General features: G+C 74.8%; 19 protein-coding genes. 11 read left to right on the forward strand and 8 right to left on the reverse strand.

Going from position 1 to position 22,761, the window contains the following annotated elements; all coding sequences use genetic code 11:
- Window positions 1-143: 143 nt before the first annotated feature.
- On the reverse strand, window positions 144-416 hold the full coding sequence (locus ACWIX3_RS17910; protein ID WP_448608693.1) for a hypothetical protein: 273 nt from the start codon (window positions 414-416) through the stop codon (window positions 144-146).
- A 226-nt stretch (window positions 417-642) separates the two neighbouring features.
- Window positions 643-1,644: a site-specific integrase gene (locus tag ACWIX3_RS17915; RefSeq protein ID WP_448608694.1), complete on the reverse strand. Its 1,002-nt coding sequence runs from the start codon at window positions 1,642-1,644 to the stop codon at window positions 643-645.
- Window positions 1,645-1,824: 180 nt separating this feature from the next.
- Between ACWIX3_RS17915 and ACWIX3_RS17920 the strand changes: the two genes are divergently transcribed.
- A complete protein-coding gene (locus ACWIX3_RS17920; RefSeq protein ID WP_448608695.1) occupies window positions 1,825-2,940 on the forward strand; it encodes a hypothetical protein in 1,116 nt (371 codons plus the stop codon).
- 74 nt (window positions 2,941-3,014) lie between these two features.
- On the opposite strand, the gene ACWIX3_RS17925 is transcribed toward ACWIX3_RS17920, so the two are convergent.
- Window positions 3,015-4,064, reverse strand: coding sequence for a PD-(D/E)XK nuclease family protein (locus ACWIX3_RS17925; RefSeq protein WP_448608696.1), 1,050 nt, complete (start codon window positions 4,062-4,064; stop codon window positions 3,015-3,017).
- 67 nt (window positions 4,065-4,131) lie between these two features.
- Window positions 4,132-5,592, reverse strand: a complete 1,461-nt coding sequence (locus ACWIX3_RS17930; protein ID WP_448608697.1) for a hypothetical protein — start codon at window positions 5,590-5,592, stop codon at window positions 4,132-4,134.
- A gap of 337 nt (window positions 5,593-5,929) precedes the next feature.
- Here ACWIX3_RS17930 and ACWIX3_RS17935 point away from each other — a divergent pair, with 337 nt between their 5' ends.
- Window positions 5,930-6,493 carry a hypothetical protein gene (locus ACWIX3_RS17935; protein WP_448608698.1) on the forward strand — a complete coding sequence of 188 codons (564 nt, stop codon included), beginning with the start codon at window positions 5,930-5,932 and terminating at the stop codon, window positions 6,491-6,493.
- A 71-nt stretch (window positions 6,494-6,564) separates the two neighbouring features.
- Here ACWIX3_RS17935 and recD2 read toward each other — a convergent pair whose 3' ends face one another.
- Window positions 6,565-8,799, reverse strand: coding sequence for an SF1B family DNA helicase RecD2 (gene recD2, locus ACWIX3_RS17940; protein ID WP_448608699.1), 2,235 nt, complete (start codon window positions 8,797-8,799; stop codon window positions 6,565-6,567).
- 317 nt (window positions 8,800-9,116) lie between these two features.
- Here recD2 and ACWIX3_RS17945 point away from each other — a divergent pair, with 317 nt between their 5' ends.
- Window positions 9,117-9,605, forward strand: a complete 489-nt coding sequence (locus tag ACWIX3_RS17945) for a single-stranded DNA-binding protein (protein WP_448608700.1) — start codon at window positions 9,117-9,119, stop codon at window positions 9,603-9,605.
- Window positions 9,606-9,805: 200 nt separating this feature from the next.
- Here ACWIX3_RS17945 and ACWIX3_RS17950 read toward each other — a convergent pair whose 3' ends face one another.
- On the reverse strand, window positions 9,806-11,317 hold the full coding sequence (locus ACWIX3_RS17950; RefSeq protein ID WP_448608701.1) for a carboxylesterase/lipase family protein: 1,512 nt from the start codon (window positions 11,315-11,317) through the stop codon (window positions 9,806-9,808).
- Between the two features lie 216 nt (window positions 11,318-11,533).
- Here ACWIX3_RS17950 and ACWIX3_RS17955 point away from each other — a divergent pair, with 216 nt between their 5' ends.
- From ACWIX3_RS17955 to ACWIX3_RS17975, 5 genes are all read left to right on the forward strand, one after another.
- Window positions 11,534-12,391 carry a CPBP family glutamic-type intramembrane protease gene (locus ACWIX3_RS17955; RefSeq protein WP_448608702.1) on the forward strand — a complete coding sequence of 286 codons (858 nt, stop codon included), beginning with the start codon at window positions 11,534-11,536 and terminating at the stop codon, window positions 12,389-12,391.
- Window positions 12,388-12,585 carry a hypothetical protein gene (locus ACWIX3_RS17960; RefSeq protein ID WP_448608703.1) on the forward strand — a complete coding sequence of 66 codons (198 nt, stop codon included), beginning with the start codon at window positions 12,388-12,390 and terminating at the stop codon, window positions 12,583-12,585. The genes ACWIX3_RS17955 and ACWIX3_RS17960 overlap by 4 nt, the downstream gene beginning before the upstream one ends.
- A 9-nt stretch (window positions 12,586-12,594) precedes the next feature.
- Window positions 12,595-13,731: a helix-turn-helix domain-containing protein gene (locus ACWIX3_RS17965; protein WP_448608704.1), complete on the forward strand. Its 1,137-nt coding sequence runs from the start codon at window positions 12,595-12,597 to the stop codon at window positions 13,729-13,731.
- Window positions 13,732-13,947: 216 nt separating this feature from the next.
- Complete coding sequence (locus ACWIX3_RS17970) at window positions 13,948-15,585, forward strand: flavin-containing monooxygenase (RefSeq protein WP_448608705.1); 1,638 nt, start codon at window positions 13,948-13,950, stop codon at window positions 15,583-15,585.
- A 180-nt stretch (window positions 15,586-15,765) separates the two neighbouring features.
- Window positions 15,766-16,716 carry an alpha/beta hydrolase gene (locus ACWIX3_RS17975; RefSeq protein ID WP_448608706.1) on the forward strand — a complete coding sequence of 317 codons (951 nt, stop codon included), beginning with the start codon at window positions 15,766-15,768 and terminating at the stop codon, window positions 16,714-16,716.
- Window positions 16,717-16,878: 162 nt separating this feature from the next.
- On the opposite strand, the gene ACWIX3_RS17980 is transcribed toward ACWIX3_RS17975, so the two are convergent.
- Window positions 16,879-17,895 (reverse strand): GlxA family transcriptional regulator, encoded by a 1,017-nt coding sequence (locus ACWIX3_RS17980; protein WP_448608707.1) that lies wholly within the window; start codon window positions 17,893-17,895, stop codon window positions 16,879-16,881.
- A 290-nt stretch (window positions 17,896-18,185) separates the two neighbouring features.
- Here ACWIX3_RS17980 and ACWIX3_RS17985 point away from each other — a divergent pair, with 290 nt between their 5' ends.
- Window positions 18,186-18,872, forward strand: coding sequence for a class I SAM-dependent methyltransferase (locus tag ACWIX3_RS17985; protein ID WP_448608708.1), 687 nt, complete (start codon window positions 18,186-18,188; stop codon window positions 18,870-18,872).
- Between the two features lie 28 nt (window positions 18,873-18,900).
- Here ACWIX3_RS17985 and ACWIX3_RS17990 read toward each other — a convergent pair whose 3' ends face one another.
- Window positions 18,901-19,710, reverse strand: coding sequence for a DUF899 family protein (locus ACWIX3_RS17990; protein WP_448608709.1), 810 nt, complete (start codon window positions 19,708-19,710; stop codon window positions 18,901-18,903).
- Window positions 19,711-20,599: 889 nt separating this feature from the next.
- Here ACWIX3_RS17990 and ACWIX3_RS17995 point away from each other — a divergent pair.
- Both ACWIX3_RS17995 and ACWIX3_RS18000 read left to right on the forward strand, forming a co-directional pair.
- Window positions 20,600-21,976, forward strand: coding sequence for a DJ-1/PfpI family protein (locus tag ACWIX3_RS17995; protein ID WP_448608710.1), 1,377 nt, complete (start codon window positions 20,600-20,602; stop codon window positions 21,974-21,976).
- A complete protein-coding gene (locus tag ACWIX3_RS18000; protein ID WP_448608711.1) occupies window positions 21,973-22,404 on the forward strand; it encodes a hypothetical protein in 432 nt (143 codons plus the stop codon). Before ACWIX3_RS17995 ends, ACWIX3_RS18000 begins: the two co-directional genes overlap by 4 nt.
- Window positions 22,405-22,761: the final 357 nt, after the last annotated feature.

Below are 22,761 nucleotides of genomic sequence, written 5' to 3' on the forward strand. Positions count from 1 at the left end.
GAGCACGCACGACGGAGGGCCCGCGGTCGTCGACCGCGGGCCCTCCGCGCCCACGAGCGCTCAGCCCTGCGCCGGGGCCTCCCGGCCGCGGGCCCGCGCGAGCGTCGGCCGGTCCACGGGCGGGCCGGAACGGGCGGCCCGCCTCACGCCACCACACGCGCGGGCGTGTGCGCACCGGGCTCGGGCTCGGCGACGATCCAGGCGGTGCGGCCGTGCAGCGGCGGGGTCTTGGTGCCGTCGGTGAACCACACCACGACTCCCCCGTGTGCCTTGCAGTGCGACCGCACGAACCGGACCTGACCGCCCTGCCGGGGCTTGGCCGGCCGGACCAGCGGGAGGCCGAAGTCCGTGCCGACCACGTCGGTCGTCAGCACCGGCTCGCCGGCGGGCAGGTTGGACGTCGAGACAGTGGTCATGCGGGCCTCCTGGGCATCGGGCCGACCGGCCTCGGACGCTTCCTCTTCGGCGGTGCGGCCGGCCGCGGTCGTACGAACACGTGTTCGATTATGTGCCCAGGGGGCGACGGATGCCGACCCCCTCCCCCGGACACGCGGGGTGACGTCCGCTCCCCGTCGGGGACCGCGTTCGCACCACCTCGGTCCGCGCCGCTCCCCGTCCTGCGGCCGGCTCGACCCGGAGCGCTCAGAGACCGAGCCGCGCGGATGCCGGGTCCGCCCAGCGACTGCTGGCGTCGTACCCCCGCATGGTGGTCACCGAGGCCCACCTGCCCGTCCGGGCCAGCTCGCGCTCGCTGACACCGGCCTTGTACCCCTCGGTCGCGAAGGACCGGCGCAGACTGTGCGGGCTCAGCCCCTCCAGCGGGACGCCGGCACGGTCGGCGGCACGACGCAGGACGAGCCGCACCGACGACCGGGCCATCCGCGTCCGGCCGATGCGCGGCCGGGCGCCTCGCCCGACGCTGCGGAACAGCGGCCCGGAGCCGCCGGCGAGGTCGGCCGCGTCGACCCAGGCCTGCAGTGCGCGCACCGGGCAGGTCTGCGCCCGGACCCCCGGCGCCAGTGCCAGCACCTCGCCGGAACCCTCCTGGTCGGTCTTCGACCACCGGATGGTGACGTCCAGGCCGCCGTGTCCGGCCGGGGCCAGGTCGATCACGTCCAACCCGCAGACGTCCGAGGCCCGGAGCGCGAGGGCGAACGAGGTGAGGATGAGGGCCCGGTCGCGGAGGCCGGCCACCCCGGCCGGGAGGTCCTCGACGAGTGCGCGGATCGTCTGGGTGTCGAGCGCCCGGGCCTTCTTCGGACGACGGCCGTCGCGGGCCGCGGTGCGACGGATGCCCCGGAGGACCTCCCGGGTGCCGGGGTGCTCGGACGGACTGGGGTGTCCGGCCTCCCGGTGCGCGTGCCCGATGCCGGACAGCCGCCGGGCGATGGTGCGAGGGCTGGCCCCTGCGTCGCCGAGCGCCGCGAGGTAGGCCGCCACGGCGGCGTCGGCCGCGGGCAGCGGTGCGAAGCCGCGCTGCCGGGCCCAGATGGACCAGGCGCGGAAGTCCGCGTCGTAGGCCCTCCTCGTGGACTCGGCCTTGGCCGCGGTGAGGTAGCGCCCCACCGACTCCACGTCCCCGGGGAGCACCAGGCCGCCGGTGGCGGCTCCGCCCGCCCCGAGCCCTCCGGTCGCGGCGGTCACCGGCAGGACCCCGGTGGAGGGCCGTCCGGAGGGCGTCGCGGCCCCCGCCGCCTGGGACTCCATAACAGTTGATTATGGAGCGCTTCGCTCCGCGGTGGTCAGGCGATCCCGGAGCACATCGGTCGTTCGTCCGTTCATGTCAACTGGCCGCGACGGACGAACGAGCGTTGACTCTCGGCCATGACCGCGGCCGCGACCACGTGCGCGTATCCGGACTGCGACCGGCCCGTGGCCCCGCCCCCGCCGACCGGAGGACGCTCGTCCTACTGCGAGCGGCCGGACCACAACCGCACGACCGCCTTCGCCGCCCGCCGGGCGGAGGCTGCCGGACGCACCTCCCCCGCCCCGGAGACCTCCGCCGCTGCGCAGCCGGCAGCGCCCACCGCCGAGACGCTGACCGAGATCGCCGACCGGCTCCGCTCCACCCTGGGCGCGATCGAGGACCAGGTGGGCCGTGCCCGCGAGGTGCTGACCAGGGCCGCCGACGCGGAGGTGTTCGAGGCGGAGCGGGCGGCCGTCCGCACCGACGCACGCCGCGAGATCGCCGAGGCCGAACAGCGCGCGTCCCTCGCCGACCGGGTGCGGGCGGTCGCCGAGAGGGCGACGCGTGAGGCCCTCGAGGTGGCGGCCAGGGCCGAGGCCGACGCCGACGCCGCCCGGGATGCTGCAGCCGCAGCGCAGGACCAGGCAGCCACGGCCCGGGAGGCAGCCGAGGCTGCGGACGCGGGAGCACAGCAGGCGCGCACCGACGCGGACGCGGCTCGAGCTGCCGCGACCGCGGCCGAGGCCGGGCGACGGGACGCCGAACGACAGCGGGACGCGGCCGTGCGCGACGCCGAGTCGGCCCGCACCGAGGCGGCCCGGGCGGGAGAGGCCCGGGACCGCGCGGTCGCCGACGCCGCGGCGGCACAGGAGCGGGCGACCTCCGCGGAGGCGGCACGGGACCGGGCGCTGGAGGCCGAGCGCGCGGCTCGGGCGGAGACCGGGCGGGCACGGGCCGACGCAGCACAGGCGGTCAGCCGTGCCGAGCAGGCGGAGGCGGCCGCCCGGCTGGAGACCACCGCCGCGGAGGGCCGGGTCCAGGCGGCGGCGGCCCGGGCCGATGCCGCGACGGAGCAGGCGAGCGCGCAGCAGGCTCGCGCCGAGCGCGCCGAGCGCCAGGCCGAGGAGAGCCGACGGGACCGCCTGCGGGCGGAGGAGGCGCGGGACCGGGCACTCGCCGAGGCGGCAGCGGCACGGGCCCGGCCGGCAGCGGCGGCCCCGGCGCCCGAGGAGGTGGGTGAGGAGAGGAGGTAGAGGTGGGGCACCGCCCGCGACGGCCCCCTGCAGGGTCCCGCCGCGAGCGTGCGAGCGGCGGGGGGCGTCCGTGCTCAGTCCCGCCGGGTGCCGTTCCGCGTGACCCGGATCGTCTGCGGGCTGCGGGTCCTCCGGGTGGGCAGGACCTCACCGAGCTCGACCAGCCGCTCGACCGCGGCCTCCTTGTCCACCTGCGTGCGCAGGCCGCCACCGGACCACTCGCAGTGCAGGTCGTCCGCCGGCCCGGACCGCCCCCGCAGCCGCTCCCGCGCGTACTCCTTGTGCCGCTTGGCCTCGTTCTCCGCCGCCCGCCAGGCGTCGTAGTCGTGGACGGCGACGACGAAGTCCTCGTCGGTGACCGTCAGGCGGGACTGGCGGGAGACCTCGCCCTCGTTCTCCGGGTCCACCGGCGGGCCCCAGCACAGATCGAGGAACGGGCACCAGTCGCACATGGTGTCCACACCGGGTCCGAAACCGTCACGGGGGACGGCGTCGACCCCGTCGTCCTCCACCGCGGCGTAGACGTCGGTGAGCCACATGATCGCCTCGGCGGTCAGCGCCGGGTCGTGGTCGGCCTCGAAGACGACGTCCTCGCCCGAGTCGCGGGACAGGTAGCGGATCCGCAGTCCGTCGACGTCCTGCCCGGCTCCGGCCGGCAGCCGGCGGTCGGCGATCTGCCCGGTCCGCAGCAGCCAGGCGTAGACGGCGACCTGGAACCAGTGCCGAACGGGGACGCCGCGGGTCAGGACCCGCTCGAAGCCGAACCGGGACGTCGTCTTGAGGTCCTCCACGACCGGGGCGTGCCACCAGTCGCAGCGCCCCTTGACCTGCTCTCCCTTCAGACCGACCTCGGTCAGCCCGCCGTACTGGCGGCGCAGTGCGCGCAGCACGCCGCGGTGCAGCTCGGTGCCCATGAAGGCCTGCAGCCCGGTGCGGGTGTTGGTCGGGCGGCGGCGGGCGATCCGGTAGGCCGCCCGGCGGCGGCACTCGCCGAGCTCGGAGGCGCCGATCATCCGCTGGCGGGAGCGGGCCCGGCGGCTGTCGAGGTCACGGACCGCGGCGGCCAGGCTCGGCGCGGCGCGGCGCTCGGCGGCGCTGGGGCGGGCGGGCAGGACGGCGGTCATCGCGTCTCCCTCGGGTCAGGGGCGGTGGAGCGGGGCCGGCTGGCCGGCCCCGCTCCACCGGTGCGGCTCAGGCGACGTCCGTGCGGTCGTCGCCCGCGGCCCGCTGCGCGGCGATCACGTCGCGCACGAGGGCGGTCAGCCGCTTGGTCGCCACCTGCTCGGCAGGCCGGCCGAAACGGGCGCCGATCTGCTCCTCGGTCACGCCCAGGGCCTCCAGGCTGGCCAGCACGCCACGGCGGGCGGCGTTGAGCCGGCGCTCCCGCGGGTCGTCCGGGGTCGGCGAGGGCTCGAGCAGCGGGTTCGTCGGCGTCTCCTCCCGGCCGGTGGACGGGCGGGCCGCCGCGGCGGCGGCCCGGGCGGACTCCACCACGGCAGCCGGCGTCTCCGGAGCGGGCGGCTGCGCAGCGGCCGAGGCCCTGCGGCGCCCGGCGGGGTGGGCCCCCATCGACGCCTCGAGGAACTCCTCGTGCCGGGCCTGGATGAGCTCGGCGACGGTGTACGAGCCGCTGGGGGTGGGCACGTCGACCTGCAGCATGCCGCTGCGGTTGGCCTCGGCCCACACCTCGCGCAGCTCGTCGTCGTCCCCGGCGTCGCCGATCCGCGCGATCAGGTCGGCGGCGTCGGGCTCGCGTCGTCCGCCCGCCCGAGCAGCCGGCCGACCGGCCGGGGCCTCCTCGGTCCGCTCGTGCTCGAGCAGCCCGCCGCCGTGGAAGGACACGAGGTCGCGGACGTGCGCGGTGCCCGGATCGCACTTCAGGGCGTCGAAGACCAACCACTCCAGCAGCCGGCCGTCCGCCTTCTTGTCGGTGACCTCCTTGGCCGGGTCGTCGTTGGGCTTGATGCCCACGTGCACGCTGCGCGCACCGACGATCAGCGGTCGGCGCCCGCGGCGCAGCCGCATCCACACGCTGGCCGCGTACGGGAACTCCCGGTGGGTCTGCACCGACCAGGTCTTGTGCCCCTCGATCGGGCGGCCGTTGGCGTCGACCTCGGTGACCTCCTTGCCGCGGGCGGTCACGACGACGATGCCGGGGAAGGTGAGCAGCTCGGTCTGCAGCTTGCGCCAGCGGGAGCCGGCGTCGTTCCACAGGTTCTGGCTGATCGTGATCTCGGCGTTGGGATCGCGCTTGAGCAGCTCGCGGTTGCGGGCCGACCTCGCGGCGCGGTCGCTGGCCCAGTCCTTCAGCCCGTCCCAGATCGCCGAGCCGGTGTCGATGCCGAGCACGACCGGCGGCTCGCCGGCGTCGGCGGCGCGGCGTGCCTGGGCCTTGACCGCCTGGACCGCGGCCAGCACCGCGGCGTAGGAGCCGTCGTGCTCGACCAGCTCGTACTTCGCGCCGGGGATCGCGCCGTACTCGTCACCGGCGCCCTCGTTGAGGTCGATCCAGTAGAGCGCGCCGATCTTGTCGCTGCTGCTGAACTGGGCCAGCGCCCAGCTCTTGCCCGCCTTCTCCTCCCCCTCCAGGAGGATGCAGGGCCACGGCACACGGCCGGTGGGCTTACGGGTCTTGAGGCCGGAGACGGCCATGGTGGACTCCTCGTCGACATGGGGAAGATGTCGACCCGAAAGCTATGAGGGGGTACTGACACATCCACCCGGCCATCGCGCAAGCACATCCGGGCCCCATCGGCGGAAGTGCAGGTCAGGGACGGCACAGGAGCCCGCATCGGCGTGTCGGCCGTTCGCTGTGGGCGTAACCGGCGCCCGTCTCGGCCGCATCCGGGCCCGCGCTCGTCGGCCCACCGGACCGGGGCGGTCATGGCAGCCACGGGAGCGGTGCCCGGACCGGGGGGTGACAGGCGTCCTGTGGGGACGCGGCACGGCTTGCTGAACCCGGGAGCAGACGGCACTAGCGTTCGGCGGCGTGAGCGGCTCCTCCCACGACGGTCCCGGTGGCGATGCGGTGGACGCCGTCTCACTGCGAGGAGCGACGCCCTACGACCTGTGGCAGTGGAGCCAGGAGACCTCGCAGCGCCTCGCAGAGGTGTACGAGCGGATCCTCGACGCCGGCACCCCGCAGGCGTGCCGGGTCGACGCCGCCGAGTTCCTGCGACTGACGCGCCGCCTGCTGGCGCTGCGGCTGATCGTGGTGGCCGCCGACCGGCGGCTGGCGTTCGAGCAGCGGATGCCGCCGGCCGACGGCGTCGCGGTGGCCGCGCTGTGGGCGGAGGTGTTCTGGGCGGCGCGGGCCGAGTCGCCGGATGACGACTCCGGTGTGCTCGAGGAGGCGGCCGCGTCCATCCGCGGCCTGCTGGGCCTGTCCACGGCCGACCTGGCCGACCTGCACGCCGTGTCGGCCTGGTGGGAGCGGCTGCGGCAGGTGGAGGAGACCCTCGACGGCCTGGAGATGCAGGCACAGGTGTCGCTCGAGGCCCGCCAGGAGCTGTACGAGCACGAGCCGGAGGAGCGTCGGCTGAACACGCCGTGACGCCCTCCCCGCTCGGTCACGGGTGCCCTACGGCCGGGACGGCTGCAAGGCGACCGGCGGGTGGCGCCTCCTCACGCCGCGGGGACCGGGGAGGACGGCCGGCCGCGCAGGCGGCGGGCGAGGGCGGTGTGCCGGCGTCCGGAACCGGTGGCGCGCACGGCCTGGCCGAGCGCCCGGTTCGAGCCGACGAGGACGACCAGCTGCTTGGCCCGGGTGACGGCGGTGTAGAGCAGGTTGCGCTGCAGCATCATCCAGGCGCTGGTGGTCAGCGGGACGACGACGCAGGGGTACTCGCTGCCCTGTGAGCGGTGGACGGTGACGGCGTAGGCGTGCACCAGCTCGTCGAGCTCGCCGAAGTCGTAGTCGATCGCCTCGTCCTCGTCGGTGACGACGGTGAGGGTCTGCCCGACGACGTCGATGGCGGTCACGACGCCCTGGGTGCCGTTGAACACCCCGTTGGCGCCCTTGTCGTAGTCGTTGCGGATCTGGGTGACCTTGTCCCCGACGCGGAACACCCGCCCGCCGAAGCGCTTCTCCGCCCGGTCGGGCCGAGCCGGGGTGAGCGCCTCCTGCAGCAGCTCGTTCAGCGCGGCGGCGCCGGCCGGCCCCCGGTGCACGGGGGTCAGCACCTGGACGTCCCGGCGTGGGTCCAGGCCGAACCGGGCCGGGATCCGGTGCACCACGACGTCCACGGTGAGGCGGGCGGCCTCCTCGGCGTCGTCGGTGCTGAACAGGAAGAAGTCCTCGAGGCCGCGGACCTGGGGCGGGCTGCCGGCGTTGATCCGGTGGGCGTTGGTCACCACCCCCGACCGGCTGGCCTGACGGAAGACCTGGGTCAGCCGCACGTGCGGGATCGGGGTGCCCTCGGCGAGCAGGTCGCGCAGCACCTCGCCGGCGCCGACCGAGGGCAGCTGGTCGACGTCGCCGACCAGCAGCAGGTGCGCTCCCGGCGGAACGGCCCGCACCAGCTTGTTGGCCAGCAGCAGGTCCAGCATCGAGGACTCGTCGACCACGACGAGGTCGGCCTGCAGCGGCCGCTCCCGGTCGAAGGCGGCGTCCCCGCCCGGTCGCAGCTCCAGCAGCCGGTGCACGGTGACCGCCTCGACCCCGGTCAGCTCGGTCAGCCGCTTCGCCGCGCGGCCGGTGGGGGCGGCGAGCAGGACGCGGGCACCCTTGGCCGCCGCGAGGGTGACGATCGAGCGCACCGTGAAGCTCTTGCCGCAGCCGGGGCCACCGGTGAGGACGGCGACCTTCCGGGTCAGCGCCAGGCGCACCGCCTCCTGCTGGCCGGCCGCCAGCTCCACACCCGTGCGCCGGTGCAGCCAGGTCAGCGCCGCGTCCCAGTCCACGCTCGCGAAGCCCGGCATCCGGTCGACGTCGGCGGCCGCCAGCCCCCTCAGTCCCGCGGACAGGGAGACCTCCGCCCGGTGGAAGGGGACGAGGTAGAACGCCACGGTCGGGGGCTCCCCGTCCGCGCCGGGGAACTCCTCGCGGATCAGGCCCTGGTCCGCGACCAGCACGGCCAGGCCGTGTCCGACCAGGTCTGCCGGGACCTGCAGCATCTCGACCGCCCGGGTGACCAGTTCGGTCTCCGGCAGGAAGCAGTGCCCCTGTCCGGTCGCCTCGGAGAGCACGAACTGCAGTCCCGCCTCGACCCGCTGGAGGCTGTCGTGCGGGATCCCCACCGCGGCCGCGATCGTGTCCGCCGTCCTGAACCCGATGCCCCACACCTCCGCGGCCAGGCGGTAGGGCTCGGCGCGGACCACGCCGATCGAGGCGTCGCCGTACTGCCGGTAGATGCGCACGGCCAGCGAGGTGGACACGCCCACCCCCTGCAGGAAGACCATCACCTCCTTGATGGCCCTCTGCTCCTCCCAGGCCGCCGTGATCAGTCGCGTCCGCTTGGGACCCAGGTTCGGCACCTCGGCCAACCGCGCCGGCTGCTCCTCGATCACCCGGAGCGCGTCGGTCCCGAAGTGCTCCACGATCCGCTCGGCCAGACGCGGGCCGATCCCCTTGACCAGCCCCGAGCCCAGGTAGCGGCGGATGCCCTGCACCGTGGCCGGCAGCACGGTCGTGTAGTCCTCGACCTGGAACTGCCGGCCGTACTGCGGGTGCGCCCCCCAGCGTCCCCGCAGCCGCAGCGTCTCCCCCGGCTGCGCGCCCAGCAGCGACCCCACCACGGTGACCAGGTCACCGCCCCGCCCGGTGTCCACCCGGGCCACGGTGTAGCCGGTCTGGGTGTTGGCGAACGTGATCCGCTCCAGCGTCGCCTCCAGGACCGCCCCGGTCCGCGCCTCTGCCACCGGCCATCCCCTCGCTGACGCACACCCGGTCCGGCCACCGATGGTTCCACCCATCGGGGACACCGCAGCGGTCCTCCGCCCGCCGGACCGGACGTGGGCCCGCGGCGCACCGGTCGGCGCCGGAGGAGCTCGTCCCTCCCGTGGGCACCGGAACGGGGCCTCTCCTCCTCCGGCCGTCCTCCTCCGACAGTCCTCCTCCGACAGTCCTCCTCCGGCCGTCCTCCTCCGACCGGGCGACGAGCCCGGAACCGTCGGTCGGTCCTCGTAGCCTCCGGTCGCTCACCTGAGCACGCACCGACGACACGGAGGACCGGATCATGGCCGGCGACACAGTCATCACCATCATCGGCAACCTGACCAGCGACCCCGAGCTGCGCTGGACGCCCTCGGGCGCGGCGGTCGCCAACTTCACCATCGCCTCGACCCCGCGCACCCTGGACCGCCAGACCCAGGAGTGGAAGGACGGCGAGGCGCTCTTCCTGCGCTGCAACGTCTGGCGGCAGGCGGCGGAGAACGTCGCCGAGTCACTGACCCGCGGGTCGCGGGTGGTGGCGCAGGGCCGCCTCAAGCAGCGCTCGTTCGAGACCAAGGAGGGCGAGAAGCGCACCGTCGTCGAGCTGGAGGTCGACGAGATCGGCCCGTCGCTGCGCTACGCGACGGCGACGGTCGCCAGGTCCGCCCGTCCCCAGGACCGTCCCGGCGGTGCGAACGGGGCCGGCGATGGTGCCTCCGGGGCCGGGCGAGCCGGCTCGGACGACCCCTGGGCGGCGTCGGGCGGCGACCTCAGCGAGGAGCCGCCCTTCTGAGCCGCACCACCGCGCGCACCGCATCACCGGTGCGCACCGCATCGCGACGAGGGAGAGCAGTCCGCCGGCACGCTCATCGCCGTGCCGGCGGACTGCTCCGCGTCGGCGGCCGGCGGCCTCCCCACCGGCGAACGCGGTCCCCAGAGGGCCGTGACCGGTCCCGCTGGGCTTCGGCCGGGGAGGGGCAGCGCACCGCCCTCCTAGCGGATCCCGTCCCAGAGGGCGCGCTGGGGACCCCGCGGATCCTCGACCAGCTGCACCTGCTCGCCGAAGTCCTGCACCGGCCGGCGCTGCGTCTCGTAGGGCGCCCAGCCGGGGTCGCCGTCGGTGACGAAGCGGACCCAGGCACCGTGCATGGCGTCGGCGAGTTCCTGCGGAGCGGCCGTGCCCATCAGCGCACCGTGCGCCTCGTGCTCCAGCGTGTCGAAGGTGAAGCCGAGCTCCAGGGCGTGGCAGGCGCCGAGCCGGCCGCTGAACTGCGGCGAGGGCCAGGAGAACTCGTACACCCAGGCCCGCCCACCGGCGGCCCCTCCCTGCTGCGTCACGGCCTCGGCCAGCCGGATCGCCGGGAGCCGGAAGAACCAGTCGGTGGCGATGTCGGCCAGCAGCTCTCCCGGCGTTCCCCCGGGGCGGGCCGCGCGGTAGACCTCGAGCGCCCGGTCGGCCGGTAGCCCGTACCCGGCGACGGCCAGCTGCAGCAGCGGGTCGGTCACCATGTCGACCACTCCGTTGGGCACCAGGAACAGCCGCTGCTCGTCGCGGTTGGCGCCCACGAGGACGGCGACGTCACGAGCTGACCCGTCCGCGATCGCCCGGATCGGGAGGTCGGGCAACAGCTCGCCGTCGATCACCGGCTCGAAGGCCATGAGGTTGACCGCGACCTCGCCGAAGCGGCCGGGGTCGGGCATGACCGCGACCTCCTGGGCCACCCCCTGCTGGGCGGCGATCAGCTGGTCGACGGGGACGGCGGCCAGCGCCTCCCGCGTGGCCGGCACGTTCAGCCGCTCGGCGACGTAGCCGCCGATCCTGGTGGCCGTGGCCGCGGTCAGCGCGTGGTGGCCGGCGCCGCTCTGCGCCACGGCCTGGCGGAACAGCCCGCGCGCCGAGGGCATCGCCAGCAGGGAGCCCACGCTCATCGCGCCGGCCGATTCCCCGCCGATCGTGACCCGGGCCGGGTCGCCCCCGAAGGCGGCGATGTTCTCCTGCACCCAGCGCAGCGCAGCCACCTGGTCGCGCAGGCCGCGGTTGGCCGGACCGTCGTCGGCGAACTGCAGGAAGCCGTCGACGCCCAGCCGGTAGTTGATCGTCACGCACACGACGCCGTCGCGGGCGAAGGCCGTGCCGTCGTAGACCGGGACCGCCCCGGACCCGTTGACGAAGGCGCCACCGTGGATCCACACGAACACCGGCAGCCCGGAGGCGCCCGGGTCGGGGGTCCAGACGTTGAGGTTGAGGCAGTCCTCGCCGGGGATCTGCGGCTCGGGCAGCAGGACGTCGTAGGGCGGCGCGTAGGGGGGCTTCGGGACCGTCGGTCCGTACTCGGTGGCCGACCGGACCCCGTCCCAGCGCTCGGGCGGCTGGGGCGCGGCGAACCGCCGGGGACCGAAGGGCGGGGCCGCGTAGGGGATGCCGAGGAAGGCGTGCACGGCGTTGCGGGCGATGCCGCGCACCGTGCCGCCGGAGGTCTGGACCGTCGGTGTCGTCGTGGTCACACCGCGGACGTTAGCCCTCCGCCGAGCGCGCACCGGGAACCGCCCGGCGGCCCGGACACAGCGTCCTCCCGCCCCTACCGGGACGCTGTCAGAAGGTCTCCGGGAGGCGCCCGACCGCAGCGCCGAGCCCGCGCGCACCGGAGCGCACCGCCGCACCCGGCGCCCCGACATGCTGTACCGGGCCCCTGGACCGAGTGCGACGCGTCGAGGTGACCGGTGGACACGAGCACGCCCCGCCGCTCGCCGCGTCGGCCGGCGTGGTCCGCGGAGGCACGGCTGGCGCTGTTCGTCGCCGGCCTGGTCGCGTCGTCGCTGCCGTTCTTGCTGCTGCTGGGGTCGATGCAGCTGGACGGGTTCGGGCTGCTGCTGCCGGCGAGCGCGCTGATGTTCGTGTGCCCCGTGATCGTCGCGACGGCGCTGGCGGCGATCGAGGGCGGCCGTGCAGGGGTGGCGACGCTGTGGCGCCGGTCGGTCGACGTCACCGCCGCCCGGCACGCCGGCTGGGTCGCCGCCGTCGTCCTGCTCCCGGCACTCGTGCTGCTCGCGGCGCTCCTCGACCACGGGTCGGTCGCACTCCCGCCTGCCGCGGTGACACTGGCTGCCGTGCCGTTCCTCGCCGTCGTCTACCTGGCGACGGCGCTGGCCGAGGAGGTCGGCTGGACCGCCTACCTGACCGACCGGATGCTCCCGCGCCTCGGCACCACGGGCACCGGGCTCGTCCTCGGTGCGGTCTGGAGTGCCTGGCACCTGGTGCCGTACCTGCAGACGGGACGCGACGCCGGGTGGATCGTGCGGCAGTGCCTGGGAACGGTGGCGGCCCGGGTCCTCGTCGTCGAGGTGTACTCGGGCTCCGGGCGCTGCGTGCCGATCGCCGTCGCCATGCACGCCGGCCTCAACGTCGCCACCGCGGCACTGCCCGGAGCCGGCCCGGACCTCGACCCCGCACCCGTCGCCCTGGTCCTGGGCGTCGCAGCCGTGGCCATCGGGCTCCTCCGCGCGGGGCGGGAGGGACGGGGCAGGCGCCGCGGCAGGGCCGGCCCCGGTGGGCGGCCGATGGGGGCGTCCGGTGGGTGACCGGGGTCGGCGCGATCGTCGAGCTGCTGCCCGACGCGGACCTCGTCCGCGTCGCCCGGCTGGCGCGCCACGGCCGTGGGGTGACGCTCGGCGGCACGGCCGGCGTGGCCGCGCAGTCCCCGCGCAGCCGAGGCGTCCGCCGAGCTGCCGCGTGTGCCCGGCTGAGGGGCCACCAGGATCACCCGCTGCCCTAGCCTCGGTCCGTGACGCTCGACGGCGAGCTCCGACCCCTGTCGACGACGACGGACGCCGTCGTCCCCGTGCAGCCCGGGGACGGAGACCACCGGGACGACGACGGCATGCGGGTGGTGGCCTTCTTCGACGCCCTGCTGGACGACGAGGTCGATGCCGCCGGCCTGGTCAGGCGCACGGCGTCCTTCGCCGGTTGTCCGGTCGGGATCAGCCTGCCGGCAGGCCTGGTCATCAGCGCCGGCCCCTCCGGCTGCCGGGGCCCGGGCTCGGTGCCCGCGGGAGCAGCACGCGTGCCGCTGCGCCGCGGCGGCGAGGTCTGGCTGCACCGTCCCGCCGATCCGCACCCGCTCGACGCGGTCGTCCTCCGACGCCTGGGCGTCGCCGCAGGCGTCGTGCTGGCCAGGGTCGCGGCAGAGGCCGCGGCGCACCGGGAGACGCTGCTCGAGCAGGCACTGAGCGACCGCACCCCCGAGGTGGACCGTTCGCGGTGCCTGCGGGGTCTCCGCCTGACGGTGACGACGACCGTGCGGGTGTTTGCCCTGGCAGGTCCACGCGATGCCCTCGGCGGGCTCGTCGACCAGATCCGCGCGGTGTCGCCCACGGTCCACGGAACGCCCCTGTCCGAGGTCACCGCCGTCCTCGCCGAGGAACCAGCCGTGCCCGGCCGGTGGGACGTGCCCGTCGGCACGCACCTGGCCTGGAGCCGGCCCTGGCTCGCGTTCGAGGCGCCGGCGGCGTGGCGTGAGGCGCGCACGGCACTGCGCTTCACCCTGCCCAGCACGCACGCGCGCGGCCCGTACACGGAGCAGGAGGGCGTGATGGTCGCCGCGGAGCGCGTCGGCGCGTTCGCAGCGCTCGCCGAGCACCTGCGCGCCGAGGACATCGCGCGCAATCCGGACGTCCAGGCGCTCGACCGACTCGTGCGCGAGGAGGGGCACGACACGGTCCGGATCCTGGAAGCCGTCGCGGCGACCGAGTCGCTGCGCCGGGCGGCCGGCTACGTGCACCTGCACCACAACTCCGTCGCGACCAGGGTCCGACGCGCCGAGCGCGTCCTGGGCTTCTCCGTCACGGAGCCCTACGGCCGCTGCCGGCTGCTGCTCGCCCTCGTGCTCCGTCGGCTCCGGGACACCGCTCCCCGCAGCTGAGGACCTCGCCACCTGGCGACGTCGACGGTCGAGCCCGCGCCATCTGGATCGTGACCTCCGTCACTCCCGCCGCCATGCTCGTCCCAGCGGCCTCCCGGTCGCTCCCGAGCACGTCCTCCCGGCAGAGCCCCCGGCGGTCGGGACGGCCGCGCCCCTCCCGTCCCGACCGGCGTCCGACGCCGGTCCCGGACCCATCCCCGCAGTTGGAGGACGACCATGCCCGCGTCCGTCGCCGACCCCCAGGCCCGCACGCCCTCGGTCCCGTCATCCGTCGACGTCGTCGTCGTCGGAGCCGGCTTCTCCGGCATGTACCTGCTGCACAAGCTGCGCGGCCTCGGCCTGTCGACCCTGGTGTTCGAGGCCGGCACGGACGTCGGTGGCACGTGGTACTGGAACCGCTACCCCGGCGCTCGCGTCGACGTCGAGAGCCTCGCCTACTCCTACTCCTTCGACGCGGAGCTGGAGCAGGACTTCGAGTGGCAGGAGCGCTATCCCACCCAGCCGGAGATCCTCAGGTACGCCCAGCACGTGGCCGACCGGTTCGACCTGCGCAGGGACATCGTGTTCCGCACCCGCGTGGCCTCGGCGCACTACGACGAGGACGCCCGGAGCTGGAAGGTCCGCACCGAGCACGGGGACGCGGTGACCGCCCGGTTCTTCGTGATGGCGACCGGCTGCCTGTCGTCCTCGAAACTGCCCGAGATCCCCGGTCTCGACTCGTTCAAGGGCACGACGTACCACACCGCGCACTGGCCGCACGAGGGCGTCGACTTCAGCGGGCTCCGGGTCGGCGTCATCGGCACCGGTTCCTCCGGCGTGCAGTCGATCCCGGTCATCGCCGAGCAGGCGGCCGACCTGACGGTCTTCCAGCGGACGCCGGCGTACTCCCTCCCCGCCCGCAACCGCGCCCTGCGCCCCGACGAGGTCGCGTCGATGAAGGAGAACTACCGGGCCTTCCGGCAGGCGCAGAAGGAGTCCGGGTTCGGCATCCCGGTGCCGCCGGCGACCAAGTCGGCGCTGGAGGTGTCCGACGAGGAGCGCGAGGCCCGGTTCGAGGAGGCGTGGGAGAGCGGCAGCCTGGTCAACCTCCTCACGACCTACACCGACCTGGCCCTCGACCAGGCGGCCAACGACACGGCCAAGGCGTTCGTGCACCGGAAGATCCGCGAGATCGTCACCGATCCGCAGACCGCCTCGGATCTGTGCCCGGACTACCCGGTCGGGACCAAGCGCCCCTGCCTGGACACCGACTACTACGCCACCTACAACCGGCCGAACGTGCACCTGGTCAACCTGCAGCGGGAGCCCCTGATCGAGGTGACCGAGAAGGGCGTGCGGACGGCGGCCGGCGAGTACGAGTTCGACGCGATCGTCTACGCCACCGGCTTCGACGCCATGACCGGCTCCCTGACCAACGTCGACATCCGCGGCAAGGACGGGCTCTCGCTCAAGGAGGCCTGGGCGGCAGGGCCGAGGACCTACCTCGGGCTCGGCTCCGCCGGCTTCCCCAACCTGTTCATGATCACCGGCCCGGGCAGCCCCTCGGTGCTGTCGAACATGATCGTGTCGATCGAGCAGCACGTCGACTGGGTCTGCGACGCCATCGAGCACCTCCGGGAGCAGGGGTTCACCTCGATCGAGCCGACCCCCCAGGCGCAGGACGAATGGGTCGACCACGTCAACCTCATCGCCTCGCACACCCTGTACCCCAAGGCCAACTCCTGGTACATGGGCGCCAACGTGCCCGGCAAGCCGCGCGTCTTCATGCCCTACGCGGGCGGCGTCGGCGAGTACCGGAAGAAGTGCGCCGAGGTCGCCGCCAAGGGCTACGAGGGCTTCCTGCTCGACGTGTGACCCAGCACCCCGGACGTCGTCCGGGCCCCGGGCGGAGTCGCCCCGGCCCGGACGGCCACGGTCCGCACTCTGCGTCGGCCCTGCCCGGGCCCGTCAGCTCGCCCGCCACCCCTCGCCCCCGGACGCACCGCGGCCGGTCGTACCCAACCCACTCACCGCACCTGATCGGATGGAGCCTCCATGTCCCGTCGTGACCTGATCGACCCCGAGTGCCGCGTTCCGCTCGACGGGCTGCTCGAGGCCCTGCCCGGCGGCTTCAACTCGATCCCCGACATCGTCGCCCGTCGGGCGGCCGTCGAGCAGCTGCTGGGGGCCATCGAGGTCCCGGAGAACCCGAACGTGACCAAGGAGGACCGGTCGGTGCCCGGCCCGGACGGCCAGCCGGACATCACGGTGCGGATCTACCGGCCCGCCGGTGCGTCGAGCGGTCTACCGGGCATCTACTACATCCACGGCGGTGGCATGGTCCTGGGCAACGTCGCCGGGGAGGACGTTCCGGCGACCCTGCTGTGTGACCAGGTCGGCGCCGTCGTCGTCTCCGTCGAGTACCGCCTGGCTCCGGAGAACCCGCACCCGGCGCCGGTTGAGGACTGCTACGCCGGCCTGGTGTGGATGGCCAAGAACGCCTCGGATCTGGGAATCGACCCCGACCGCATCGCCGTCTACGGCGCGAGCGCCGGCGGCGGCCTCACCATCGCCACCGCGATGCTGGCGCGCGACCGCGGCGGCCCGGCCCTGCGGTTCATGATGCCGATCTACCCGATGATCGACGACCGCAACGAGACGGCGTCCAGCCAGGAGATCACCGACATCGGCATCTGGGACCGCGGCGGCAACATCGAGGCCTGGGGGTGGTACCTCGGCGGCAAGCCCGCCGACCAGTACGCAGCACCCGCGCGTGCCGAGGACGTGTCCGGGCTGCCGCACGCCTTCATCGACGTCGGCACCGTCGACCTGTTCCGCGACGAGGACATCGCGTTCGCCCAGCGCCTGATGGCCGCGGGCGTGCCGTGCGAACTGCACGTGTACCCCGGCAGCTACCACGCGTCCGAGACGTTCGCCCCCGACGCGGCGCTGTCCCAGCGCATCTGGGCCAACCGCATCGACGCCCTCGCGCGCGCCCTCGCCTGACCACCGCACGCGCCGGCGCCCGGCCGCTGACCGCGGCCGGGCGCCGGGTCGAACGCGACCCGGCCGGCGGCCCCGGCCCGGGGTCGCCCCGCAGCCGTGATCGTCGGAGCCGCGCACGGGCCTCGAGCCCCCCGGTGGGGTGCGGCGAGTGTCCGGCAGCGCTCAGTGGCGGCTGGTGGGTTCCGACGTCGACCTCCCCTGCGCGGATGCCGAACTCGACCGGAGTCGGTGCCCCGCCCGGAACCGCGACGGCGAGATGCCGAACCTCCCGGTGAACGCCTGGCGGAGCGACTCGGCGGAGTGGAAGCCGCACCGGCGGGCGATGGTGGTCAACGGCTCCCGGGTGTCGGCCAGCAGGCGGGAGGCCGCCTCCAGGCGGGCCTCGCGGACCAGCCGCGCGGGTGTCTGGCCCATGTGTTCGGCGAACAGCCGGCTCAGGTGCCGCTCGCTGACGCCCGCCAGCGCGGCCAGCCGTCCGGTGCTGAGGTCGCCGTCGAGGTGACTGATCACGTGGTCGACGACCCGGCGGACGAGGGCCTGCTCGGGGCGCGGGGTGCTGGTGAACAGGCTCACCTGGGTCTGGTCGCCGGGCCGTTGCAGGTAGGTGACCATGCCCATCGCGACCCAGCGGGCCAGCTCCGCGCCGTTGTCCTCCTCGACGAAGGCCAGGGTCAGGTCGAGGGCGGCCGTGACGCCACCGGAGGTGGCGACCGTCCCGTCGCGGATGTAGATCGGCGCCGGGTCGACGTGCACCTTCGGGAAGCGCTCGGCGAACTGACGGGCGTGGTACCAGTGCGTCGTCGCGCGACGGCCGTCGAGCAGACCCGCGGCGGCCAGGACCGTGGCCCCGGTGCAGACCGACGCGACCCGCCGGGAAGCAGCGGCCAGGCGTCGGACCTGACCGATCAGCCGCGGGTTGGCGGCGGCGGCCTCGTGGCCCAGCCCGCCGGAGACGATCAGGGTGTCGATCCCGTCCACGACCCCGTCGAGTCGGCCCTGGCCGCGCAGCTCGAGCCCGGAGTCGCTGCGCACCGGCCGGCCTGCAGGAGTGGCGAGCACGACCTCGTACGTCGGGCGCGCGCCCAACCGGTTCGCGTGCTCGAATCCGCTGGTCACGCAGGCCACGTCGACGAGTTCGATGCCGTCGAAGCCCACCACGACGATGAGCCGGGCGTCCACGCCGTCACCGTAGGACGGGCCGGCGCGGCCCGGCGGACAGGAATCCCAGGATTCCGGACGGCGCGACGACGACCGCTCGTCGGCAGCTCGGGCGGAGAAGACGATCTCCTGCGTGACCAGCGCTGACGGGACGGGACCCCGCCCATGGCCGCGGGCGCCGGGGTGGACGCGTCGGGATCGGGTGACCGTGACGACGCCGGCCGGTCGCGCCGATGAGCTCTCCTGCAGCTGAGGGCGCTGACCCGCGCGAGGGGCGACACATGGCACCGGAGGACCGGCAGGCTCCGCCCGTGGGCGTGCCGTGCGACTACGACACCGCCCCGGAGCGCTACCGGCTGGGGATGCGGAGCGCCCGGGCGCACACCGCGGCCGACCTGCACGGCCGCGTCGCGAGGCTGCTCGGTGAACTCGGCGCGAGCACCGTTCTCGACGTGGGGTGCGCGGACGGCGCGTTGCGCGCCGCCCTCTCCGCGCCCGGGCCGTGGCTGGTGGGCCTGGACGCGTCGGAGACCCTGCTGCGACATCACCCGCCGCCGGTGCTGCGGGCCGACGCCACCCGGCTGCCGCTGCCCGACCGCGCCGTCGACGCCGTCACCGCGCTCAACGTCCTCTACCACCTGCCCGACGTGATGCCCGCCCTGCGCGAGGCGCGCCGCGTCCTGCGCGCCGGCGGGCACCTGGTGGCGGCGACGATCGCCCGCACCGACTCACCGGAGTTCTCGACGTACTGGACCCGCTCGGCGACGAGCTTCGACGCCGAGGACGCACCCGGCTTGCTCGCCGAGGTCTTCGACCCGGTCGCCGTCTTCTCCTGGGACGCGCCCCTGGTGACGCTCCCCGACGCGGCGGCGGTCCGCGACTACCTGGTCGGCCGACAGGTGCCGGCCGAGGTCGCCGTCACGGCGGCGCACGAGCTGCCCACACCTCTGCGCGTCACCAAGCGCGGCGCTCTGATCGTGGCCGGCCGCGGCCGCTAGCCACGCCCGGCCGCCTCTCCACCGATGGTCAGGGACCGATGGTGAGGTCGTCGGCGCGGCCGGCCCCCAGCCGCGACCACTGGGCGATGGGGCGTCCGTCGATCCGCGTGTTGGAGCCGTCGACCCGCCACTGCTGTGGCCAGCCGGGAGGTGAGTCCTCCCACGGCTCCTGGCGTCCGAACACGGTGAGGTCCATGAGCGCGTAGCTGTAGTCCATCGCCTCGACCCCGCGACCCGTGGTCCAGTAGGTCTCGAAGACGCGGTGGCCGTCGCGGAGGTAGCACACGAGGTGCATCCGGCCGTGGCGGCCGAGGAGGAGCGCGTCGAGGGAGGCCTGCGCCGAGTACCACGGCACGTCCCAGCCCATGAACTCGCGGTACCGGCTGCTCTCGTCGTAGGGACCCTGACAGAAGACCGCGTAGGTGATGTCGCGAGAGTGCAGGTAGGACAGCTCCGCGACCTGGGTGGTGCACCACGTGCAGCCCTCGCACTGCTCGGCCGCGGGGTGACCGGTGTGCCACATGAAGGTGTAGGCGATGAGCTGTCGGCGCCCCTCGAAGGCATCGAGCAGGGTGAGCGGCCCGTGCGGCCCGACCAGCTCGAGGGCGGCGTCGACCTCGACCATGGGCAGGCGCCGTCGGGCCGCGGCGATCGCGTCGCCCTCCCGGGTGTGCGTCTTCTCCCAGAACCGCAACTCCTCCAGCTCGGCCTCGAAGGCGGCCCGGTCGACGGCCGTGGGCAGCCTGGGTGCAGTGCTGCCCCCGACCGCCGGCCCGCTGGCCGGCGAGGAGGCACCCGCGGCACAGCGGGCGGTCAGGTGTGTCGATCCGTCGTCCACGACTGTCTCCTCTTGTCGGGTCAGCGCCAGCGCCCGTCGGGCGGCCGCGGGTGAGGTCGTTCCGGACCCGGGCTGACGACGAGGGGGCCGGCGACGGAGCGCCGGTGCCGGTTCTCCGGGGCCGACCGGTCACAGCCGTGGCGCTCAGCGGGTCCGACCCCGGGTCGGCGTGGTGCCGGGTGCCGGCTGGGGTGCTGCGTCGTCAGCCGTCGTACTCGTCGGGGTCGACGGGCGGACCATGCGGCGGGAGTCACGCAGGCATCGTCTGTCGCGCCCCGGCTCACGGCGAGCCACCGCTGCCGAGCAGTCCGGTTTCCCGGGATTCCTGTCCGCCCGACAGCCCCCACCCGCCCGCCGGACGTGCGCGGGCACCCGACCGGTTCCGCTGGTGGGACCGCCTGCAGTGCCGTGGCCGGACCGGCGGCGGGACGCGCAACCCCCGCCGCCGGGTGTCGGTGTGCGCGGTCGACCACGTCCACCGGCTGGTCCTGGGCCGAGGTCCCGACCACGACGAGCCGACCGTCCCCGTCGCCGTAGGACGGGTGCCGTCCCGGCGGACAGGAATCCCAGGAATCCGGACGGCGTGGTGGCGATCCGCTCGGCGCCAGGGCGACCGGCGACAGGCTCGGTCCATGTTGCTGATCACCTGTCCCGTGACACGTCGGGACGAGTTGGTCGCCGCCCGCCGGATCGGCGCCGCCGTCAACCACCCCACGCACATCGCTCTGACGGTGACCTGTCCCTGCGGAGCAGCCCACGTCTACCGGACCGGGCGCCGCTGGGAGCAGACCCGCGCCGCAACCGTCGGCCACGGGCAGGACGGGCCTCGCCGCAGCGGCTCCCGAGGTGGGTGGTGACGCGGTGGCGGACGGTTCGCCGGGCAGCCGCGGTGATCGTGACGGGGCTGGTCGCCTCGGTCGCGGTGGGCGCGGTGGGGGTCGCAGGGGCGACGGGAGGGATCTACCCGCCGCGGAGCAGCAGTGCGCCACCGATCGCGGCCGACACGGCCGGGCCGCCGTCGCCCGGCCCGGGCAGGCCGACGGCGGTGGTCGTGCTGGGGTCGGAGGGCGCGAACGCCGCGGACGTGCTCGCCCCGTACGAGGTGCTGGCCGCCACCGGGGCGTTCGACGTCCACACCGTCGCCGAGCGGCGCGATCCGGTCCCGCTCACCGGTGGCCTGGACCTCGTTCCCGATCTCACGTTCGGTCAGCTGGCCGACCGACTGTCCGGGACGCCGGACGTGATCGTCGTGCCGCAGCTCCCGGGCGCCGGTGAGCCGAGCACCGCGCCGGTGGTCGAGTGGTTGCAGCGGCAGCGCGCGCAGGGCGATCCGCTGCTGGTCAGCGTGTGCACCGGCGCCGACGTACTGGCGTCGGCCGGCCTGCTCGACGGCCGCCCCGCGACGTCGCACTGGCTGGGCCTCATCGGGCTCCGCAGGGACCACCCGGCGGTGCGCTGGCAGGACGGTGTCCGCTTCGTCGACGACGGGGACGTGATCACCACGGCGGGGGTCCTGTCCGGGGTGGACGGCGCACTGCGGGTCGTCGAGCGGACGCTCGGCGAGGCCGCGGCAGCTCAGGCGGCTCGGGCGGTTCGCTGGCCGGACTACGTGCCGGGCGAGGCCGCACCGATCCCGCGGTCGCGGCCGGCGCCGGCCGATGTCGTGGGGTTGCTCAGCGCCGGGTACCGGTGGGACCGCCCGAGCATGGGGGTGCTGCTCACCGAGGGCGTCGGGGAGATCGAGCTGGCCTCGGCGTTCCGCCCCTACACCGAGCTGTCCTACCTGGCCCGCCCGGTCGCGGTCACCGTCGACGGGCGGCCGGTCCGCTCGCGGCACGGTCTGACCTTCGCGCCGCGCGCGGAGCTGACCACCGCCGCACCCGGGCTGGACCGGCTGGTGGTCCCCGGCGCCGACGCGGCCCGCCGCGCCGCTGCCGACGGGCTCGATCTGCCCGAGCGGCTGGCCCCGGTCTACCTGCACGACCGGCCCGGCTTCGCCTTCGACGGGGCGCTGGCCGACATCGCCCGCAGCGGGGACGTCGCCACGGCCCGCTGGGTGGCCAAGACGCTCCAGTACCCCACCACGAACCCCGAACTGTCCGGTCCGGGCTGGCCCTGGGCCCTCACCCTGCGTCCCGTGCTCGTCGCCGCGGCCGCCGTCGGAGCCACCGCCCTGGTGGTCCGGCTCCTGACCCGACGACGGCCCACGGCGGTCCCCGGGACAGCCGCACCCCGTCGCTCCCCTGCCCGAGGAGGCCGGCGATGACGACTCCCCGCTCCGCCCGGACCCGCGCCGAGCGGTGGCGCTTCGCGCGCCACTACCTGGAGATGGTCGTGGCGATGCTGCTCGGGATGGCGGTCCTCGGCCCCCTCGAGTCCGCACTCCTGGACCCGCTGGGCTGGCAGTCGGTCCGCGCCGTTCCCGAGCTCGACGCACTCGTCATGGCCACCAACATGACCGCGGCGATGGTGGTGTGGATGTGCTACCGCGGCCACAGCCGGGCCGCCACCGGCCTGATGGCCGCCGCCATGTACCTGCCGTTCGTCGTGCTGTTCGCACCGCTGTGGCTGGGAGCTCTCTCGCCGACCGGGATGCTGGTCGGCGGCCACGTGCTGATGCTCCCCGCGATGGCGGGCGCGATGCTGCTGCGCCGCGACGAGTACACCGGCCCCCACCCGCCGGTTCGGTCGTGACCGCACCCTGCGAGATCCGTCCCGCACCGCGGCGGGAGGAGGCCTGCGGCCTTGACCTCGAGTGCACTCGAGGTTCCAGGATCGGTCCCGCACAGCCCGCACGGGACGACGGGACCGGTGTTGATGAGTTCGGGCCGGCCACGGAGTCCTACCGACCACAGCGTCCTACCGACCACGGCGTCCTACCGAGGACGGCGACTCCGTCGACCTGGTGAGCCGGCGGTGACCGCCCGGAGGCCCGACACGCGGAAGGAGGTGCCCTGCCGATCCCGCACGACCACCGCCCCTGAACGGGACCTGGCTCGGCCTGGTCCCGCGCGCACCCGACCGGCTCGACCACCACGAAGGAACACGACC

The sequence above is a fragment of the Geodermatophilus sp. URMC 60 genome (genome assembly GCF_053502585.1).

Coding starts and splice junctions, on each gene's coding strand:
- ACWIX3_RS17910 (WP_448608693.1), bottom strand. CDS start 416: ATGACCACTGTCTCGACGTCCAACCTGCCCGCCGGCGAGCCGGTGCTG.
- ACWIX3_RS17920 (WP_448608695.1), top strand. CDS start 1,825: ATGACCGCGGCCGCGACCACGTGCGCGTATCCGGACTGCGACCGGCCC.
- ACWIX3_RS17925 (WP_448608696.1), bottom strand. CDS start 4,064: ATGACCGCCGTCCTGCCCGCCCGCCCCAGCGCCGCCGAGCGCCGCGCC.
- ACWIX3_RS17930 (WP_448608697.1), bottom strand. CDS start 5,592: ATGGCCGTCTCCGGCCTCAAGACCCGTAAGCCCACCGGCCGTGTGCCG.
- ACWIX3_RS17945 (WP_448608700.1), top strand. CDS start 9,117: ATGGCCGGCGACACAGTCATCACCATCATCGGCAACCTGACCAGCGAC.
- ACWIX3_RS17970 (WP_448608705.1), top strand. CDS start 13,948: ATGCCCGCGTCCGTCGCCGACCCCCAGGCCCGCACGCCCTCGGTCCCG.
- ACWIX3_RS17975 (WP_448608706.1), top strand. CDS start 15,766: ATGTCCCGTCGTGACCTGATCGACCCCGAGTGCCGCGTTCCGCTCGAC.
- ACWIX3_RS18000 (WP_448608711.1), top strand. CDS start 21,973: ATGACGACTCCCCGCTCCGCCCGGACCCGCGCCGAGCGGTGGCGCTTC.